Genomic DNA, 18,068 nt, shown 5'->3' on the forward strand with positions numbered 1-18,068 from the left:
CGCCTGGTGTCAAGCGAGCTTTACACGTCGGCGCGCAGCCATGCGCTACTTGCTGCTGACGTACTTCTCGCGGCGGATGCGCGGCACCGGCAGGCCGTGGCCCTTGAGTGCCTCGAAGCAGGCGTCGACCATGTCCGGGTTGCCGCAGAGGTAGGCGATGTCACCCTCGGCCGATGGCGCGAAATCGTCGATGAACTGCTGCACGTAGCCATGGCGCACATCGGCATGCGCCTGCGCCGAGCCCGGCGCCGGCAGCTCGCGCGAGAAGCACGGCACGAAGCGGAACCCCGGGTGGCGCCCGGCGAACGCGCGGAATTCATCGCCGTACAGCAGCTCCTGCGGGGTGCGCGCGCCGAACAGCAGCACCACCTCGATGCCGCGCGCCGCCATTGCGTCGGCCAGCTGCGGCAGCATCGCGCGGTACGGGGTGACGCCGGTGCCGGTGGCGATCAGCAGGTAGCGGCGGTTGTCGTCGGCGGGCTGCAGGCAGAAGCGCCCGAACGGGCCGCTGGCCTGCACCGTGCCGCCTTCCTGCAGGCTTTCGAACAGCGAGGTGGCGGCGCCGCCGGGCACGTAGCTCACCGCGATCTCCACGCTCTCGCCGGCATCCGGCACGTGGTCGCGGATGGTGGCCAGCGAATAGCTGCGCTTGGTGGCGGTGCCGTCGGCGTAGTGGAAGTGCACCTGCACGAACTGGCCGGGGATGTAGTCCAGCGGCGCGCCGTCATCGCGCACGAAGGTCAGGTGCGCGACCGACGGTGCCAGCATGCGGCGGGAAACGAGCTTGAGCGGGAATTGTGCGGGCACAGCGGAACAGACCATTGCCGGGCCTCGACCCGCAGGGCTCCTATAATACCGCCCCGCCGCATCCGGCCGCGGCCAGGACCCACGATGACCCAGTCCCCCATGCCCGCCGGCGACCACGCCGCCCTTTCGGTGCGCGACCTGCGCAAGACCTACGACACCGGTGTCGAGGCGCTGAAGGGCGTGTCGCTGGATGTCGCGCCCGGCGATTTCCACGCCCTGCTCGGCCCCAACGGCGCCGGCAAGTCGACCCTGATCGGGATCGTCTCGTCGCTGGTCAACCGCACCTCGGGCGAGGTGCGGGTGTTCGGCGTGGACCAGCAGGTCGAGCGCGCGCGCGCGATGCGCCTGATCGGCCTGGTGCCGCAGGAGCTCAACTTCAACATGTTCGAGAACCCGCTCGACATCCTGGTGAACTACGCCGGGTTCTACGGCATCCCGCGCCGCGAGGCGCTGCCGCGCGCGCAGCGCGAGCTCGACCGCGCGCACCTCGGCGGCAAGGCGAAGTCGATGGCGCGCACGCTGTCGGGCGGCATGAAGCGCCGGCTGATGATCGCGCGCGCCATGATGACCAACCCGCGGCTGCTGATCCTCGACGAGCCCAGCGCCGGCGTGGACATCGAGATCCGCCGCGGCATGTGGCAGTCGCTGCGCGAGATCAACGCCGCCGGCACCACCATCATCCTGACCACGCACTACCTGGAGGAAGCGGAGAACCTGTGCCGCAACCTCGCGATCATCGACCACGGCCGGATCATCGAGCACGGGCCGATGCGCACGCTGCTGTCCAAGCTCGACGTCGAGGGCTTCCTGTTCGACGTCGACGGCATGCTGCCGACGGCGCTGCCCGAGATCCCCGGCGCGGCGGTCACCGCGATCGACGCGCACACCCTGGACATCGACATGCCGCGCGCCATGGACCTCAACCGCGTGTTCGCGGCCCTCGACGCCTCCGGCATCCGCGTGCGCTCGATGCGCACCAAGTCGAACCGGCTGGAGGAGCTTTTCGTGCGCCTGACCGGCGACCCGGTGGTGCCCGCCACGCCGGCCGCGCTGCCCGGAGCGGCGGCATGAACGCCCTCGACCCCGCCGTGGCCGAGGCCGGCACCCTGCGCCCCAACCTGGTGGCGCTGGGCACCATCGCGCGCCGCGAGGTGATGCGCATCCTGCGCATCTGGAGCCAGACGCTGGTGCCGCCGGCGATCACCATGACCCTGTACTTCCTGATCTTCGGCGGCCTGATCGGCTCGCGGATCGGGACCATGGACGGCATCGCCTACATGGACTTCATCGTGCCGGGCCTGGTGATGATGAGCGTGATCCAGAACAGCTACGGCAACATCTCGTCGAGCTTCTTCGGCGCCAAGTTCGGACGCCACGTCGAGGAGCTACTGGTCAGCCCGATGCCGCCGTGGGTGATCCTCGGCGGCTACGTCGCGGGCGCGGTGCTTCGCGGGGTGATGGTGGGCGTGATCGTGCTGGGCATCGCCATGCTGTTCACCACCGTGCGCATCCCGCACCCGTGGGTGACGGTGAGCACGGTGCTGCTGGGCGCGACGATCTTCTCGCTGGCCGGCTTCGTCAACGCGGTGTACGCCAAGAAGTTCGACGACGTGGCGATCGTGCCGATCTTCATCCTCACCCCGCTCACCTACCTCGGCGGCGTGTTCTATTCGGTGCGCCTGCTGCCGGACTGGGCCGAGGCCGCCACCCACGCCAACCCGATCTTCTACATGGTCAACGCGTTCCGCTACGGCCTGCTCGGGCAGAGCGACGTCCCGCTGTGGGTGGCGTATGCGCTGATGCTGGGCTTCGTGGTGGCGCTGGGCGCGTTGAGCCTGTGGCTGCTGAAGCGCGGAGTCGGATTGCGCAGCTAGCGCGTCGCAGGGGGCGCGTTCACGCGCCCGCGGGCTTTTTCCCCGACATTTTCCGCGCGTTCCAAACGATTGCATCACCAGGTCCGGGCAAACCCCTCAAGACCTGCGGGAGATGTTGCGCGAGCCTTGGGCACCGGAATCGTCCGGCACGTTCATTCTGGAGAACACCCATGGACGTCCGCACCAGCCTCGCCACGCTGCTCCTTGCCGCTGCCATCGCGCCCGTCGCCGCGCAGGAGTCCATCCCGTCCCTGCCGGCGGTCAAGGCCGAAGCGCTCCGCTACCTGGCCGATTGCGACCATCGCGTCCTGCCCACCCAGCGCGAGGTCGGCGAATGGACGGGGCAGCACAACTTCAGCCAGGTCTACGACACGCGCCTCCAGTTGATGGCCGAGATCGGCCGCACCTGCGAGCAGCCAGGCATCGAGCAGGTGCAGGTGGTGACGCGCGACGATCCCGCCCCGCGCCAGCTGGAGCTGGTCGCGATCAACGGCCAACGCCCGGATTGACAGCTGAAGACGGTCTCCATGATCTGGTAGGTTTGCCCGCTGCCGCGCGCGGCACGACCGGACCACGGAGATCACCATGAAGGAAACCAGCCGCACCACCCGCACCACGTTGCTGTTCGCGATGCTCGCGCTCGCCGCCACGGCATGCGACCGGTCCACCGACGGCGCCAGCGTCGCGGAGGCGACGCAGCAGGCGCAGCCCTCGGAGGCCGGCGCGCAGCCGGGCGACGCCGCCGTGGCCGGCGCGATGGACATCGACATCGCGTCCGTGCCGGACGGCGCGGCCGCCGCGGGCGAGTCCGCCGGCTTCGACATCGCCGCGCTGCCAGCGTCGACCCTCGAACTGGGTGCGTTTCCGTACTTCACCATTCCCACCGGATATCGCGAAACACCGCGCCAGAGCCGCCGGCTGGCGCATGGCGAGGCGGCGTTCTGGGTCGGCGACCGCTTCGAAGTCGTCGAGGGCGAGGTGCATGCCGTCGGCATGCGCGTGGCACCGGATGCGGGCAAGGATTTCTCCGCCACCGAGGTCGCGCGCAACATCGAGCACGTGGTGACCGCGGCGGGCGGGGTGAAGGTGTACAGCGGCGAGGAGCCGTCCGACGCGCGCCAGGACAAGGCGATCCAGGCCGTGATGCGTGACTATCCGCCCGAGGCCAAGTGCCTGGTGATGCATCCGGTCGATGTCTACGTGCTGCGCCGCGACGAAGGCAACGTGTGGGTGCGCGCGTGTTCCGGCCGCCACTTCGCCGGCCTGATCGTGCTGCGCGAACGCGCGCTGGTGCCGACGTCGGCGCTGCTGCCGGCCGACGCGCTGCGCGCGAAGATCGATGCCGATGGCCGGGTGGCGATCCAGGTCAACTTCGACGTGGACAAGGCCGACATCCTGCCCGCGTCGCAGCCCCAGGTGGACCAGGTTCTGCAGCTTCTGCGCGACGACCCGGCGTTGCGCCTGTCCATCGACGGCCACACCGACGCCAACGGCGACGCCGCGCACAACCAGCGCCTGTCCGAGGCACGCGCGCAGGCGGTGGTGGCCGCGCTGACCGCGCAGGGAGTCGACCCCGCGCGCCTGCAGGCGAAGGGCCACGGCCAGTCGCAGCCGGTGGCCGACAACGCGACCGAAGAAGGCAAGGCCAGGAACCGCCGCGTCGAACTGGTGAAGCGCTGAGGCGTTACCGACGCATGAAGTGCGCCGATGCGGCCAGCCGTGCACCAAGCGGCCGGATCGGCTTCAGTCGCGCGCGGGCAGCCGGAAGAACGCGCGCGTGGTCGCCGTGGCGTTGGCCGCGGTCACTGCCACGTCCTCGCCACGGTCGCGTGCGAGTTCTTCGACGATATGGCCGAGGTGCATCGGCTCGTTGCGCCGGTCCTTCGGCATCGGCTTGAGCGAGCGCGGCAGCAGGTAGGGCGCGTCGGTTTCCACCATCAGCCGGCTGGCGGGGATGTTGGCCACGATCTCGCGCAGGTGCTGGCCGCGGCGCTCGTCGCACAGCCAGCCGGTGATGCCGATGTGCCAGTCGCGGTCGATGCAGTCGAACAGTTCCGCGCGGCTGCCGGTGAAGCAGTGCACCACGGCGGCGCCGATGCGGCCCTCGAACTCCTTCATGATCGCGACGAAATCGGCGTGCGCGTCGCGCTGGTGCAGGAACAGCGGCTTGCCGGTGTCCACCGCGATCTCCAGCTGGCGCTCGAAGGCCTTGCGCTGCGCCGGGCGCGGCGAGAAATCCCGGAAATAGTCGAGCCCCGTCTCGCCCACCGCCACAACTTCGGGATGCGCCAGCAGCGCGCGCATCTCGGCATCGCACTCGGCGGTGTAGTCCACGGCGTGGTGCGGATGGACGCCGGCGGTGGCAAACAGCTCGCCGGGGTGCGCGCGGGCGAGTTCCAAGGCCATCGGCGAGTGTTCGCGGCTGGCGCCGGTGACCACCATCTGCACGACGCCGGCGTCGCGCGCGCGCGCCATGACCTGGTCGCGGTCATGGTCGAAGCTGTCGTGGGTGAGGTTGGCGCCGATATCAATCAATTGCATGGCGACATTGTAGGCCGCGTCCCCCGCCCCGCCCCTCCCTGCCCAGCTCCCTTCGCGCCTTCGCGCCTTCGCGAGAAAAACCCCCGCATCAACATCCACCCCGACCCCCTATCCTTTGCGGGTGAACGACGCTTCGTTTCCCATCGACGACCTGCTTCCCGCGATCCGCGCCAGCCTCGCCGACCACACCCGCCTGGTGCTCGAGGCGCCACCTGGCGCGGGCAAGACCACGCGCGTGCCGCTGGCGCTGCTCGATGCGCCGTGGCTTGCCGGCCAGCGCATCGTGATGCTGGAACCGCGCCGCGTCGCCGCGCGGGCCGCGGCGACGTTCATGGCGGCGTCGCTGGGCGAGGAGGTCGGGCAGACCATCGGCTATCGCATCCGCTTCGAGAACCGGGTGTCGGCGGCCACGCGGATCGAAGTCGTCACCGAGGGCATCCTCACGCGCATGCTGCAGGACGATCCGATGCTCGCCGGCGTGGGCGCGCTGCTGTTCGACGAGTTCCACGAGCGCCACCTGGCGGCCGACCTCGGCCTGGCACTGGCGCTGGACGTGCAGGCGGGGCTGCGCGAGGACCTGCGCATCGTGGTGATGTCGGCCACGCTGGACGGCGAGCGGCTGGCGGCGTTCCTCGACGCGCCGCGGCTGTCGAGCGCGGGGCGCAGCTACCGGGTGGACATCGCGCATTTCCCGGCGCGTCGCGACGAGGTGCTCGAGCACCACGCGCGGCGCGCCATCGAGCACGCGCTCGAGCGCCATCCCGGCGACGTACTCGCATTCCTGCCCGGGCGCCGCGAGATCGCGCGCTGCGCGGCGGCGCTGGAATCCGGCGCGGCGCTCGCCGCCGCGGGCGCCGAGGTGCTGGCGCTGCACGGCGAGCTCGCCATCGAGGAACAGGCGCGGCTGCTGCGCCCGTCAACGGAAGGCCGGCGGCGGGTGGTGCTGGCGACCAACATCGCCGAGTCCAGCGTCACCCTGCCCGGCGTGCGCGTGGTGGTGGACAGCGGGCTGGCGCGCGAGCCGCGCTACGACCCCAACAGCGGCTTCAGCCGGCTCGACGTGGTGCGCATCGCCCAGGCGTCGGCCGACCAGCGCGCGGGACGCGCCGGCCGCGTGGCCGAGGGCTGGGCGTACCGGCTGTGGCCGGAATCGCTGCGCCTGGAGGCGCAGCGCCGTCCGGAGATCGCGCAGGTCGAACTGGCCGCGCTGGCGCTGGAGCTGGCCGCGTGGGGCAGCGACGCGCTGCGCTTTGTCGACCCGCCGCCGCCCGGCCCGATGGCGGCGGCGCGTGACCTGCTGCGCCGGCTGGGTGCGCTCGACGGTGGTGCGATCACCGCCAGCGGGCGGCGCATGATCGCGCTCGGCACGCATCCGCGGCTGGCGGCGATGCTGCTGGCCGCGCCCGACCCGGCGGCGCGCGCGCTGGCCTGCGACCTGGCGGCGCTGGTCGAGGCGCGCGACCCGCTGCGCGTGCGCAGCGATGCGATCGCAGCGCGTTGGCGTGCGTTGGCCGCGTTCCGCGAGCGCCGCGTTCCGGCCGATGCCAACCGCGGCGCGCTGGCGGCCATCGATGCCGCCGCGAAACAATGGCGCCGTCGCCTGCGCTGCGATACGCCGGCGCCGCGCGATGTGCCCGCGCACGCGCTCGGCGACCTGCTCGCCCACGCGTTCCCCGATCGCGTTGCCGCGCGCCACGGCAGCGACCTGCGCCGCTACGAGCTGGCCAACGGCCGCATGGCGCGGCTGGCCGATGACAGCGCGCTGGTCGGCGAGCCATGGCTGGTGGCCAGCGAGCTGCGCTTCGAGGCGCGCGATGCGCTGCTGCTGCTCGCCGCGCCGGTCGACGAGGCGCTGCTGCGGCGTGATTTCGCCGCGCGCTTCAGCGACCGCGACGAGACGCGCTGGGATCCGGCGCGGCTCGCGCTGGTCGGCGAGCGCGTGCGCCGCTTCGACGGCATCGTGCTCGACAGCCGCGTGACCGGTCGCGTCGAACCGCAGGCCGCCGCGCAGGCGCTGACCGATGCGGTGCGCGCGCTTGGTCTGGCCGCCCTGCCCTGGAGCGACGGACTGCGGCAGTGGCGCGCGCGGGTGCGTGCGCTGCGTGCCTGGCAGCGCGCGTTCGATCTGCCCGGCCCGGTCCTGCCCGAGCTTGACGACGAGGCGCTGCTGGCCGGCCTGGACCACTGGCTGCGGCCGGCGTTCGCCGGCAAGTCCAGGCTCGATGCGCTGGGCGCCGACGCGTTCGCCGGCGCGCTGCGTGGCCTTATCGACTGGGCATCGCAGCAGCGGCTGGATGCGCTCGCGCCGGCGCGCATCCTGGTGCCGTCGGGACAGGCGCGTGCAATCGAGTACGCGGTCGACGACGACGGCACGCCGCAGACGCCGGTGCTGGCGGTGAAACTGCAGGAGCTGTTCGGCTTGGCGGATACGCCACGGATCGTCGACGGCCGCGTGCCGTTGCTGCTGCACCTGCTGTCGCCGGCCGGCCGCCCCCTGCAGGTGACCGGCGACCTGCGCGGCTTCTGGGACCGCACCTGGCCCGAGGTCCGCCGCGAGATGAAGGGCCGCTATCCCAGGCACCCGTGGCCGGAGGATCCCTGGAACGCCACGCCGACCCATCGCGCTCGGCCCCGCCAAGGCTGAATCGCCGTTGTTCCGATCACGCCGGCGCGACACACCCGGCAACAGACTTGCCGCATCCTGTTCCGCCGGCCGATTGTCCGCCGGCCCACGCAACGAGGCTCCCATGCACAAGCGCCATCATCTCCGCGACACCCTCCCCGACAAGGCCATGGAACTGGTCGGCCAGCTTGGCGAAGGCCTGCGCAACGTCGTACCGGCAGGCGCCGGCAAGTGGCTGCAGACCGGCGCCGCGATCGGCGTCGCACGTACCGGCACGCGTGCCGTCAGCCACGTGGTGCGTCGCAACCCGGTGGCGGTCGCCGCCGCGGCCGCCGGCATCGGCCTGGTGCTGTATGCGGTGCGCAGGCACCGCAGGAAGGCCGAGGCCGAGGCCGCGATCGAAGGCAAGTCGCGCCGCATCGAGGCCAAGCGCGGTGCGCCGCGCAAGCGCGCCGCCAACGCCGACGGCGTGGTCGCCGCCAGCGGTGCCGACGGCGACTGAGGGTCCAGCCGCGGTCAGGCGGTGGCGGCTTCCGGCAGTTCGATCACGAAGCAGGCGCCGCCACCCTCGCGGTCCTCGTACCAGAGCTGGCCACCGGCACCACTGACGATCTGCTTCGCCAGCGACAGTCCCAGCCCGCTGGAGGCGCCGGCGATCGCCGGATCATCGTGGGCGAGACGCACGAACGGACGGAACAGTTCGCGCTGGCGATGGCCCGGGATGCCCGGGCCGCGGTCTTCGACCCGCAGCTGCCAGTAGCCCGGCGCGCTGGCCGGTGCCGACAGCTCGACGTCGCTGCCCGGCGCGTACTTCATCGCGTTGCTGACCAGGTTCTCGGCGACCTGGCGCAGCACCACCGCGTCCATCGCGACCACGGCGTTGCCGACCGGGGCGGCGCGCAGCTGGCAGCCGCGGTCCTCGAACTGCAGTGCGTAGCGGCCCATGATCCAGTCGACCACGTCGCCAAGTGACGCACGCGCGTCGACCGGCCGTTCGGCTTGGCTGCGCGCCTGCGCCTGGGTTTCCAGGTAGCGGCGGATGTAGCCGAGGCCGTCCTCGGCGCTGTCGCGGATCATCTGCAGGTAACGCGGCACGCGCTCGGGGCGCACGCTGTCGGCCAGCAGCATGTCACTGGCGAACACCACGCTGGACAGCGGGTTCTTCAGGTCGTGAGCGACGAGGTTGACGAGCTCCTGGCGCTCGCGGGCCACCCGCTCCAAGCGGTCGCGCGCCAGCTTCAGGCCGACGTGCGCGTTGACGCGTGCCATCAGCTCCTCGGGAATGAACGGCTTGGTCACGTAGTCCACCGCACCGGCGCCGAACGCGCGCAAAAGCAGCTCGCGGTCCTGCGCGGCCGTGAGGAACACCACCGGCACGCGCAGCAGCGCGCGTTCGCGGATTTCGGCCATCACTCCGAAGCCGTCCATGCCCGGCATCATCATGTCCAGCAGCACCAGGTCCGGAACCTGCGCCTCGACCATGGCAAGCGCAGCCGGCCCGTTGTCGGCCACGGCGACCTCGTAGCCATGGCGCGCCAGCAGCGCGCTGACGACGCGCAGGTTGGCCTGCTGGTCGTCCACGACCAGTACGCGGCCCTGTGCTGTGAACCCTGTTGGCATGATCGTCCCGTGCATCCGTTGCCGGTCTGGCGCGTGAATACGCCGCGGCCGCGCCGTGAAGGTAGCAGAATCCCCCGCGGCGCACGGCAAGCTTCGCGGTGCTGCGCGGCGTGCCATGCAGGGTCACGCTGAAGCGTTCAGGCGAAGGGGGCGGCCACCGGGACATCGCGCCAGCTGCCGGGTGCGAGGTCGCCGAGCCGCTGTGCGCCGATCGCGATGCGCACCAGGCGCAGGGTGGGCAGCCCGACCGCGGCGGTCATGCGTCGCACCTGGCGGTTGCGGCCCTCCGAGATACGCAGCTCCAGCCACGCATCGGGCACGGTCTTGCGCACGCGCACCGGAGGATCGCGCGGCCACAGCGGCGGCGGCGCGTCAAGCAGGCGCGCGTGCGCGGCACGGGTCGGCCCGTCGCTGAGCGTCACGCCGGCGCGCAACGCGTCAAGCTGCGCGGGCGACGGCGCACCCTCGACCTGCACCAGGTAGGTCTTGGCCAGCTTGTGGCGCGGATCGGTGATGCGGTGCGCAAGCGCGCCGTCATCGGTCAGCAGCAGCAGGCCTTCGCTGTCATGGTCGAGGCGGCCGGCCGGATACACCGCGGCCGGCAGGCCGAAGCCGGCCAGCGTGGGCCGTGGCGGCGTGCTGCGATCGGTGAACTGGCACAGCACGCCGTGGGGCTTGTTGAACGCGACCAGCACTACTTCACGAAGCGCAGGGTCATCCGGTCGCTTTCGCCGATCGCCTGGTACTGCTGGCGGTCCTCGGCGTCGTGGCGGTTGGACGGCGGCAGCGTCCACACGCCGTTGGGGTGGTCGCGGTCGTCGCGCGGGTTGGCATTGATCTCGCTGGAGGCGTCGAGGCGGAAGCCGGCGGCCTCGGCCATCGCGATCACCTGCGCCTGGCCGACGTAGCCCGACTTGTCATTGGCCGGGACGTCCGCCAGGGCGCGGTGCTCGACCACGCCCAGCACGCCACCCGGCTTGAGCACCGCATGGAAGGCCTTGAACATGCCCTCGGCCTGGCCCGCGCTGCGCCAGTTGTGCACGTTGCGGAAGGTCACCACCGCGTCCGCCGAGCCGGGTGCGCCCAGCACCGGCGCCGCCGGGTCGTAGGCCACCACGCGGGCGCGCGAGAACTGCGCCGGCGCGGCGGCAAAGAGCGCCTCGAGCCGGCCGCGGGCGGTGTCCTGGTAGGCGCGCCCGGAGCCCGCCGGGAGCGCGGCGGGATCGACCACGGCGGCGATGTAGCCGTCGCCCAGCCACGGCGCGAGGATCTCGGCGTACCAGCCGGCGCCGGGCGTGACCTCGATGACGGTCTGCCCGGTCTCGATGCCGAAGAAGGTGAGGGTTTCGCGCGGGTGGCGGTACTGGTCGCGGGCGACGTTCGCCGCGGAACGCCAGCTTCCGCCGAGTGTTGCATCGAGCAGCGGATCGGGCGCGTGTTCGCTGACCGTGGCCGGCTTGGCCGTGGAGGCGTCGGCGCCAGGCTGGGCGGTGGCACAGGCGGCGAGCAGCAGCAGCGGCAGCAGGGCGGCGCCCTTGCGTAGGGTGGACATCGGCGTGCTCCAGGAGGGCGGGTCCGCAAGCCTAACCGGAACCCGCACGATGAAAAGGCCCGGCACAGGGCCGGGCCTCGGGGTCATGCGCGGAGGCGGATCAACGCACTTCGTATTCGCGCGTCTGCACGACCGCGCCGTTGAGCAGGATCTCCACCTTGTAGCGGCCCACCGGCCAGCCGTCGGGCTTGCTGACCTGGAAGGCGGTGTTGCCGGTACCGGTGAAGTCGAAGTCGCGGCTCAGCTCGTCCACCAGCTGGCCATCCTCGAACGACCAGCGCGCGGTGAGCTGGCCACGCTGCGGCGTGCCCGGGTCCGACGAGGTGGTGGCCACCGAGGCGTGGATGGTGTCGCCGGTGGCAAAGGTGGTGGCCGGCGCGGTGACGCGGTTGTTGGCATCGACCGCGGTGCCGAGATCGACCGAGGTCACGCTGACCGTGGCCACGGGGGCGGGCGCCGGCATCGTCGCCGGGGCCGGCGCGGCCGGGGGCGGGGTGACGACGGCGGGTTCGTCCTTCTTGCAGCCGGCCAGGGCGAGCGTGCCCAGCAGTGCCGCGGCCAATGCGGCATGGATCGGGGTGCGCATCATGTGGTGGTTCTCCATGGGGTTCTGGGCATGCGGTTCGGGGCTTGGGGCGGGTGTCGCGCGGATCAGGTGTCGGCATCCGCCGGCGGGATCTTCAGCACCTGGCCGGGCTGGATGCGGTCGGGATCGTCGAGCTGGTCGCGGTTGGCCTCGAAGATGCGCCGCCACTGGCCGGCCTTGCCGTACTGCGCCTTGGCGATGTGCGAGAGCGTGTCGCCCTTCTGCACCGTGTAGCTGGTGCCGCCCACCACGGCCTCGGTGGAGGACACGGATGACTGCACGTTGCCGAAATCGGCGCCGCGCGGGGCCGGTGCCTCGGTGCTGCCGACGGCGCTGCGGACGTTGGAAAAGTCCGGCTTGCCCGGTTTGGCGGCGGTGGCCGCCTTGCGGTCCCGATTCAGCGACAGCGATGCCGGATCGTTGGGATTCTGCGGATTGCTCATGCTGGGCTCCTGTGCCTTGCAGCGCGGAGGTTCACACGGCCGTTGTTAAGGGAACATCGCGTCTTTGTGAGCGTCCAGGCGCCCCCCGGACGGCGTGGTGTGCGCGTTTACTGACGTGGGTCGCGCCGCGCCGCGGGCGGCGACAGGCCCGGCGTGGCCCGCCAGGGATTGATGTCCAGGCCACCGCGGCGCGTGTAGCGGGCTTCGACCGACAGCTGCTGCGGACTGCACTGCGCCATCAGGTCCACGAACACCTGCTCCGCGCACTGTTCGTGGAAACCGGCGTGCTCGCGGAACGACACCAGGTAGCGCAGCAGGGCGGCGCGGTCGATGCGCGGGCCGCGGTAGGCGATGCGCACGCTGGCCCAGTCCGGTTGGCCGGTGACCGGGCAGTTGGACTTCAGCAACTGCGAGCGCAGGGTTTCCTCCACCACCTGCCCGGGCGCGCAGGCCAGCAGTTCCGGCGCCGGATGGTCATAGGCGTCGATGGCGACGTCCACGCCGTCGATGTCGATGCTGGCGTCGTCGTCGCTTGCGGTGGCCATCGGCGGCAGGCCGAAGCCCACCGCCACCGACGCGCCGGCCGCGGCGGAGAGGTCGGTGGTGATGCGTGCGTGCACCTCGGCGGCATCGGCGAAGCGCGTGCCGTTGAAGGAGTTCAGGTACAGCTTGAGCGACTTCGATTCGATCAGCCGTGGCGACGCGGCCGGCACCAGGAAGGTCGCGGTGGCCACCGCCGGCTTGCCGCGCGCGTCCAGCCACGAGAGCTCGTAGGCCTGCCAGCGATCGTGGCCGTCGAACGGCAGCCTGGCGCCGATGCCGAGCGCCGCGCGGCCGGCGTCGCGGGCGATGGGGAACAGCAACGTGGCGTCATAGACGCGCGGATAGGCGACTTCGCGGCCCAGGGGGAGTTCGATGGTCATGGGCGCATTATCGCCCCTGGGCTCAGCTGCCGCTGGCGGGCACGCCCTCGCCGTGCAGGTAGTCCAGCGTCAGCTGCAGCATCGCGCGCATGCCCAGGTCGAGCGCCGACTCGTCGAGGAAGAATTCCGGCGAATGGTTGCTCGGCGCGGTCGCGGGGTCCTGGCCCGCCGGCGTCGCACCGACGAAGAAGAACAGGCCGGGCACTTCGCGGGCGTAGAACGAGAAGTCTTCGGCACCCATGTTGAGCGGCATGTCGACCAGGTTGCCGGGGCCGGCCACCTTCTCAAGGCTCGGGCGCATGCGCGCGGTCAGTGCCGGGTCGTTGGCGGTGACCGGATTGCCGTCCTGGTCGGGAACGTTGGCCTCGACCGTGGCGCCGTGCGCGGCGGCGACCTTCTCCGCCACGTTCGCAAGGTCCGCGAACACCGCATCGCGCATGCCATCGTCGAAGGTGCGGATGGTGCCCACCAGCTCGACCTGGTCGGGAATGATGTTGTAGCGGATGCCGCCCTTGATGGCGCCGAAGCTCACCACCACCGGCTGCCTGGAGATGTCCTGGCGGCGGCTGACGATGGTCTGCGCGGTGCCGATGACATCCGCCGCGGCGACGATGGGATCCACCCCGCCCCAGGGCCGCGACCCGTGCGTCTGCCGGCCCTTGACCACGATGTTGAAGCGGTCGGACGCGGCCATGGTCGGCCCGCTGCGCACCCCGAGCTTGCCGGCCTGCAGCGTCGAGAACACATGCAGGCCGAACACCGCGTCCGGCTTGAAGTCGCGGAAGATGCCCTGCGCCAGCATCTCCTTCGCGCCGCCCTTCTCGTCGTCCGGCGGGCCTTCCTCGGCGGGCTGGAACACGAACAGCACCTCGCCCGGCAGCTCGTCGCGCATCGCCACCAGCGCCTCGGCAACGCCCATCAATACCGACGTGTGCGCGTCATGGCCGCAGGCGTGCATCACCCCCACGGTTTCGCCGCGGTAGGTGGAGGTGGCTTTGGAGGCGAACGGCAGGCCGCTGGTCTCGGTCACCGGCAGCGCGTCCATGTCGGCGCGCAGCGCGATGCGCGGGCCGGGCTTGCCACCCTTGAGCACGGCGGTGACGCCGGTGGTGGCGATCCCGGTTTTCGGCTCCAGGCCCAGCGTGCGCAGGTGGTCGGCCACCAGCGCCGCGGTGCGTGTCTCGCGGTTGCCGAGCTCCGGGTACTGGTGGAGGTCGCGGCGCCAGGCCACGACCTTGGCGCCGAGTTCCGACGCGGCTGCGGCCACTTCCGGCCGCTGCCCGTCCTGGGCATTCAGCGGCAGCGCCAGGCCGGCGAGGACGAACGACGAAAGCAGGATGCAGGCGTTGCGTGACATGGCGCGTTCTCCCCGGGCAGTGCGCCGATGGTAACCGGCGGACGGCAGCCGTCAGAACGCCTCGTCGAAGGCCACTTCGCCCTCCACGCCCACCTGGTAGGCCGAGACCCGCCGCTCGAAGAAGTTGGTCAGTTCCTGCACGTCCTGCAGCTCCATGAACGCAAACGGGTTGCGCGCGCCGAAGTGCCGCGGCATGCCCAGCTGCGCCATGCGCTGGTCGGCGCAGTACTCGAGGTACTGGCGCATGTCCTTCAACGACAGCCCGGCCACGCCGCCCGACAGCGTGTCCTCGGCGAACGCGTACTCGCACTCCACCGCCTCGGTCATCATTTCCACCACCTGCGCGCGGAACGCGTCGTCGACCAGGTCCGGTTCCTCCTCGCGCGCGGTGCGGATGACCTCGAACGCGAATGCCATGTGGCAGCTCTCGTCGCGGAACACCCAGTTGGTGCCGCTGGCCAGGCCGTGCAGCAGCCCGCGCGAGCGCAGGTAGTACACGTAGGCGAACGCGCCGAAGAAGAACAGGCCTTCGATGCAGCCGGCGAAGCAGACCATGTTGAGCAGGAACTGGCGGCGCTGCGCGCGGGTCTCGATGCGGGTGACGCCCTGCAGCGAATCGATCCACTTGAAGCAGAACTCGGCCTTGCGGCGGATCGAGGGGATGTTCTCGACCGCGGCGAAGGCACGCGTGCGGTCGGCGGGATCGGGCAGGTAGGTGTCGAGCAGGGTGAGGTAGAACTGCACGTGCAGGGCCTCCTCGTACAGCTGCCGCGACAGGTACATGCGCGCTTCCGGCGCGTTGATGTGCTGGTAGAGGTTGAGCACCAGGTTGTTGGACACGATGGAATCGCCGGTCGCGAAGAACGCGATCAGGCGCTCGATCAGATGGCGCTCGGCGGGGCCGACCCTGGTCTTGAGGTCGGTGGTGTCGAGCGAGAAGTCGACCTCCTCCACCGTCCAGGTGTTGCGGATCGCGTCGCGGTACATCTCGTAGAAGCGCGGGTAGCGCATCGGCCGAAGGGTGAGTTCGAAGCCGGGGTCGAGCAGCAGCCGGGGGTGGTGCGTGGACATCATGGTGTTCCTCGGGATACGGGCGGGCTTGCGGAGTCGCGTCTGCACGGCCTACTGGCAGGCCTCGCAGCTCTCCGGGTTCTCCAGCGAGCAGGCCACCGCCTCGGCCGGTGCGTACTCCCGCGGGGCCGGCGCCTCCGCGTCCATGCCAGCCAGCGTCGCCTTGGCGATCTTCGTGGCCGGCCGCGAGCGCAGGTAGTACGTGGTCTTGATGCCGCGCTTCCAGGCATGCATGTACATCGACGACATCGCGCCGATCGACGGGCTTTCCATGAACAGGTTGAGCGACGCGGACTGGTCGATGAACGCGCCGCGGTCGGCGGCCATGTCGATCAGCGAACGCATCGGCACTTCCCAGGCGGTGCGGTAGATCGCGCGCAGCGCCTCCGGCACCTGTGCCAGGCCCTGCACCGAACCCTCGGCGCGCTTGATCGCGTCGCGCACCTCCGGCGTCCACAGGCCGAGCTTCTTGAGTTCCAGCACCAGGTGGCGGTTGACCTGCAGGAAGTCGCCGGACAGCGTCTCGCGCTTGAACAGGTTGGACACCTGCGGCTCCACGCATTCGTAGCAGCCGGCGATCGAGGCGATGGTGGCGGTCGGCGCAATGGCGATCAGCAGCGAGTTGCGCAGGCCGTGCTCGCGGATGCGCGCGCGCAGCGCGTCCCAGCGCGCGGTGTCGGCCGGGACCACGCCCCAGGCGTCGAACTGCAGGTCCCCGGCAGCGGCGCGGGTGTCGGCGAACGCCGGGTGGCGGCCGCGTTCGATCGCAAGTTCGCAGGACGCTTCAAGCGCGTGGAAATAGATCGCTTCGGCGATGCGCGCCGACAGCGCGCGCGCCTCGTCGCCGTCGAACGGCAGGCGCAGCTGGAAGAACACGTCCTGCAGGCCCATCACGCCCAGCCCGACCGGCCGCCAGCGCAGGTTGCCGCTGCGCGCGGAGTCGATCGGATAGAAGTTGAGATCGATCACCCGGTCGAGCTGGCGCACCGCGAGGCGAACGGTCTCGCCGAGCCTGTCGAAATCGAAGCGCGGGCCGTGCCCGGCATCGGCCTCCAGATGGTGTGCAAGGTTGATCGAACCCAGGTTGCAGACCGCGGTCTCGCTGTCGGATGTGACCTCGAGGATCTCGGTGCACAGGTTGGACAGATGGATGACGTTGCCGGCCCGCGCGGTCTGGTTGCTGGCGCGGTTGCACGCGTCCTTGAACGTCATCCAGCCGTTGCCGGTCTGCGCCAGCGTGCGCATCATGCGCGCGTACAGCTCGCGCGCCTTCAGCGTGCGCACCGCCTTGCCGTCGGCCTCGGCCTGCGCGTAGGCGCGATCGAACGCGTCGCCATGGAGGTCGGTGAAGTCGGGCACCACGCGCGGATCGAACAGTGACCAGTCGGCATCCGCCTCCACGCGGCGCATGAACAGGTCCGGGATCCAGTTCGCCAGGTTGAGGTTGTGGGTGCGCCGCGCGTCGTCGCCGGTGTTGTCGCGCAGTTCCAGGAACTCCTCGACGTCGGCATGCCACGGCTCCAGGTACACGCAGGCCGCGCCCTTGCGCTTGCCGCCCTGGTTGACCGCGGCCACCGACGAATCCAGCGTCTTCAGCCACGGCACGATGCCGTTGGAGTGGCCGTTGGTGGAGGTGATCAGCGAGCCGCGCGAGCGCACGCGGGTGAAGCTCACGCCGATGCCGCCGCTGAACTTGGAGAGCTGCGCGATCTCGCCGTACTTGCGGTAGATCGACTCCAGGGAATCCTTCGGCGAGTCGAGCAGGAAGCATGACGACAGCTGCTCATGGGTGGTGCCGGCGTTGAACAGGGTGGGCGACGAAGGCAGGTAGTCGAGGCGGCCCATGCGCCGGTACAGCGCAAGGGCCTCGGGTACGTCCTCGCTGAGCGCGCAGGCGATGCGCAGGAAGAACTGCTGCGGCGTTTCGACCACCTTGCGCGTGTGCGGGTGGCGCAGCAGGTAGCGGTCGTACAGAGTGCGCAGGCCGAAGTAGTCGAAGCGCAGGTCCAGCGACGCATCGATCGCGTCGTTGAGCTTGCGCGCGTTGGCCTGCACGAAGCCGAGCAGGCGCGCGTTGATCAGGCCGAGTTCGTGGCCGCGTGCGACCGACTGCGAGAACGCGTGGATCTCCTGGCCGGCGACCTCCTTGGCGATCACGCCGGCCAGCAGGCGCGCGGCGAGGCGGCTGTACTCGGGCTCTTCCGCGGTCAGCATGGCCGCGGTGCGGATCGACAGTTCGTCGAGTTCGCGGGTGCTGGCGCCGTCGTACAGGCCGGAGATGGTGCGCGTGGCGACGCGCATCGGGTCGACCGCATGCAGGCCGTCGGCACAGCGCTGGACCGCACGCACGATCTTGTTGAGGTCCACCGCCTCGTCGGTGCCGTTGCGCTTGAGTACGCGCATCGTGGTGGCGGTGGGCGGCGGGGTGAGCAGGAAGCCGTCGGGGCTGCCGGCCGGTGCCGCGGGCGCGGCGCCGGAGTGGTCGTGTTCGGTCATGGCGTTCGCCTTGTACAAAGTGGCGCACCTGGCCATCGCTCCCTCGGGCGGCGGCCGGAGGCCTGGCGTCGCCAAGGGTCCGGTGTCGGTGTCGCAACGGCCGCGACGCACCCGCGCGGGCGGATGGGCGGAGCTGCGTCACCGGCCATCTCCCCCCGGAGATTCCACGGCCGGC

General features: G+C 70.9%; 17 protein-coding genes. 6 read left to right on the forward strand and 11 right to left on the reverse strand.

What is annotated here, in order from left to right; genetic code table 11:
* Positions 1-45: 45 nt before the first annotated feature.
* On the reverse strand, positions 46-822 hold the full coding sequence (locus H5368_RS09610; RefSeq protein ID WP_182824042.1) for a ferredoxin--NADP reductase: 777 nt from the start codon (positions 820-822) through the stop codon (positions 46-48).
* Between the two features lie 84 nt (positions 823-906).
* On the opposite strand from H5368_RS09610, the gene H5368_RS09615 reads away from it, so the two are divergent.
* The 4 genes from H5368_RS09615 (at position 907) to H5368_RS09630 (ending at position 4,361) form a co-directional block, all read left to right on the forward strand.
* Complete coding sequence (locus tag H5368_RS09615) at positions 907-1,878, forward strand: ABC transporter ATP-binding protein (protein WP_182825218.1); 972 nt, start codon at positions 907-909, stop codon at positions 1,876-1,878.
* On the forward strand, positions 1,875-2,681 hold the full coding sequence (locus tag H5368_RS09620; protein WP_182824044.1) for an ABC transporter permease: 807 nt from the start codon (positions 1,875-1,877) through the stop codon (positions 2,679-2,681). The genes H5368_RS09615 and H5368_RS09620 overlap by 4 nt, the downstream gene beginning before the upstream one ends.
* A gap of 170 nt (positions 2,682-2,851) precedes the next feature.
* Complete coding sequence (locus tag H5368_RS09625; RefSeq protein WP_182824046.1) at positions 2,852-3,190, forward strand: hypothetical protein; 339 nt, start codon at positions 2,852-2,854, stop codon at positions 3,188-3,190.
* Between the two features lie 76 nt (positions 3,191-3,266).
* Positions 3,267-4,361: an OmpA family protein gene (locus H5368_RS09630; RefSeq protein WP_255486503.1), complete on the forward strand. Its 1,095-nt coding sequence runs from the start codon at positions 3,267-3,269 to the stop codon at positions 4,359-4,361.
* A gap of 63 nt (positions 4,362-4,424) precedes the next feature.
* Here H5368_RS09630 and H5368_RS09635 read toward each other — a convergent pair whose 3' ends face one another.
* The gene (locus H5368_RS09635) at positions 4,425-5,222 is read right to left on the reverse strand and encodes a TatD family hydrolase (RefSeq protein ID WP_182824048.1); all 798 of its coding nucleotides are present in this window, start codon (positions 5,220-5,222) and stop codon (positions 4,425-4,427) included.
* 121 nt (positions 5,223-5,343) lie between these two features.
* Here H5368_RS09635 and hrpB point away from each other — a divergent pair, with 121 nt between their 5' ends.
* Together hrpB and H5368_RS09645 are read left to right on the forward strand one after the other, a co-directional pair.
* Positions 5,344-7,866, forward strand: a complete 2,523-nt coding sequence (gene hrpB / locus H5368_RS09640) for an ATP-dependent helicase HrpB (protein WP_182824050.1) — start codon at positions 5,344-5,346, stop codon at positions 7,864-7,866.
* Between the two features lie 103 nt (positions 7,867-7,969).
* Positions 7,970-8,347: a hypothetical protein gene (locus tag H5368_RS09645; protein ID WP_182824052.1), complete on the forward strand. Its 378-nt coding sequence runs from the start codon at positions 7,970-7,972 to the stop codon at positions 8,345-8,347.
* A gap of 14 nt (positions 8,348-8,361) precedes the next feature.
* On the opposite strand, the gene H5368_RS09650 is transcribed toward H5368_RS09645, so the two are convergent.
* From H5368_RS09650 to H5368_RS09690, 9 genes are all read right to left on the reverse strand, one after another.
* Positions 8,362-9,465, reverse strand: coding sequence for a hybrid sensor histidine kinase/response regulator (locus tag H5368_RS09650; RefSeq protein ID WP_182824054.1), 1,104 nt, complete (start codon positions 9,463-9,465; stop codon positions 8,362-8,364).
* Positions 9,466-9,602: 137 nt separating this feature from the next.
* Complete coding sequence (locus tag H5368_RS09655; RefSeq protein WP_182824056.1) at positions 9,603-10,160, reverse strand: pseudouridine synthase; 558 nt, start codon at positions 10,158-10,160, stop codon at positions 9,603-9,605.
* The gene (locus tag H5368_RS09660; protein ID WP_255486504.1) at positions 10,160-11,017 is read right to left on the reverse strand and encodes a methyltransferase; all 858 of its coding nucleotides are present in this window, start codon (positions 11,015-11,017) and stop codon (positions 10,160-10,162) included. Before H5368_RS09660 ends, H5368_RS09655 begins: the two co-directional genes overlap by 1 nt.
* A gap of 100 nt (positions 11,018-11,117) precedes the next feature.
* Positions 11,118-11,606 carry a hypothetical protein gene (locus H5368_RS09665; RefSeq protein ID WP_182824059.1) on the reverse strand — a complete coding sequence of 163 codons (489 nt, stop codon included), beginning with the start codon at positions 11,604-11,606 and terminating at the stop codon, positions 11,118-11,120.
* A 62-nt stretch (positions 11,607-11,668) separates the two neighbouring features.
* The gene (locus tag H5368_RS09670; RefSeq protein WP_182824061.1) at positions 11,669-12,046 is read right to left on the reverse strand and encodes a LysM peptidoglycan-binding domain-containing protein; all 378 of its coding nucleotides are present in this window, start codon (positions 12,044-12,046) and stop codon (positions 11,669-11,671) included.
* A gap of 107 nt (positions 12,047-12,153) precedes the next feature.
* Positions 12,154-12,969, reverse strand: coding sequence for an NADPH-dependent 7-cyano-7-deazaguanine reductase QueF (gene queF / locus H5368_RS09675; RefSeq protein ID WP_182824063.1), 816 nt, complete (start codon positions 12,967-12,969; stop codon positions 12,154-12,156).
* Positions 12,970-12,991: 22 nt separating this feature from the next.
* Positions 12,992-14,326, reverse strand: a complete 1,335-nt coding sequence (locus tag H5368_RS09680; protein ID WP_182824065.1) for an amidohydrolase — start codon at positions 14,324-14,326, stop codon at positions 12,992-12,994.
* 51 nt (positions 14,327-14,377) lie between these two features.
* Positions 14,378-15,397 (reverse strand): ribonucleotide-diphosphate reductase subunit beta, encoded by a 1,020-nt coding sequence (locus H5368_RS09685; RefSeq protein WP_182824067.1) that lies wholly within the window; start codon positions 15,395-15,397, stop codon positions 14,378-14,380.
* Between the two features lie 51 nt (positions 15,398-15,448).
* Complete coding sequence (locus H5368_RS09690; protein WP_182824069.1) at positions 15,449-17,893, reverse strand: ribonucleoside-diphosphate reductase subunit alpha; 2,445 nt, start codon at positions 17,891-17,893, stop codon at positions 15,449-15,451.
* Positions 17,894-18,068 lie beyond the last annotated feature (175 nt).

Origin of the sequence: Luteimonas sp. MC1782 (assembly GCF_014164605.1) — a bacterium.
Lineage (GTDB): Bacteria > Pseudomonadota > Gammaproteobacteria > Xanthomonadales > Xanthomonadaceae > Luteimonas.

Excerpts from the sequence above, each read along its gene's own strand:
- H5368_RS09610 (WP_182824042.1), bottom strand. The coding sequence starts at position 822 with ATGGTCTGTTCCGCTGTGCCCGCACAATTCCCGCTCAAGCTCGTTTCC.
- H5368_RS09615 (WP_182825218.1), top strand. The coding sequence starts at position 907 with ATGCCCGCCGGCGACCACGCCGCCCTTTCGGTGCGCGACCTGCGCAAG.
- H5368_RS09620 (WP_182824044.1), top strand. The coding sequence starts at position 1,875 with ATGAACGCCCTCGACCCCGCCGTGGCCGAGGCCGGCACCCTGCGCCCC.
- H5368_RS09625 (WP_182824046.1), top strand. The coding sequence starts at position 2,852 with ATGGACGTCCGCACCAGCCTCGCCACGCTGCTCCTTGCCGCTGCCATC.
- H5368_RS09630 (WP_255486503.1), top strand. The coding sequence starts at position 3,267 with ATGAAGGAAACCAGCCGCACCACCCGCACCACGTTGCTGTTCGCGATG.
- H5368_RS09635 (WP_182824048.1), bottom strand. The coding sequence starts at position 5,222 with ATGCAATTGATTGATATCGGCGCCAACCTCACCCACGACAGCTTCGAC.
- H5368_RS09645 (WP_182824052.1), top strand. The coding sequence starts at position 7,970 with ATGCACAAGCGCCATCATCTCCGCGACACCCTCCCCGACAAGGCCATG.
- H5368_RS09650 (WP_182824054.1), bottom strand. The coding sequence starts at position 9,465 with ATGCCAACAGGGTTCACAGCACAGGGCCGCGTACTGGTCGTGGACGAC.
- H5368_RS09660 (WP_255486504.1), bottom strand. The coding sequence starts at position 11,017 with ATGTCCACCCTACGCAAGGGCGCCGCCCTGCTGCCGCTGCTGCTGCTC.
- H5368_RS09665 (WP_182824059.1), bottom strand. The coding sequence starts at position 11,606 with ATGATGCGCACCCCGATCCATGCCGCATTGGCCGCGGCACTGCTGGGC.
- H5368_RS09670 (WP_182824061.1), bottom strand. The coding sequence starts at position 12,046 with ATGAGCAATCCGCAGAATCCCAACGATCCGGCATCGCTGTCGCTGAAT.
- queF (WP_182824063.1), bottom strand. The coding sequence starts at position 12,969 with ATGACCATCGAACTCCCCCTGGGCCGCGAAGTCGCCTATCCGCGCGTC.
- H5368_RS09680 (WP_182824065.1), bottom strand. The coding sequence starts at position 14,326 with ATGTCACGCAACGCCTGCATCCTGCTTTCGTCGTTCGTCCTCGCCGGC.
- H5368_RS09685 (WP_182824067.1), bottom strand. The coding sequence starts at position 15,397 with ATGTCCACGCACCACCCCCGGCTGCTGCTCGACCCCGGCTTCGAACTC.
- H5368_RS09690 (WP_182824069.1), bottom strand. The coding sequence starts at position 17,893 with ATGACCGAACACGACCACTCCGGCGCCGCGCCCGCGGCACCGGCCGGC.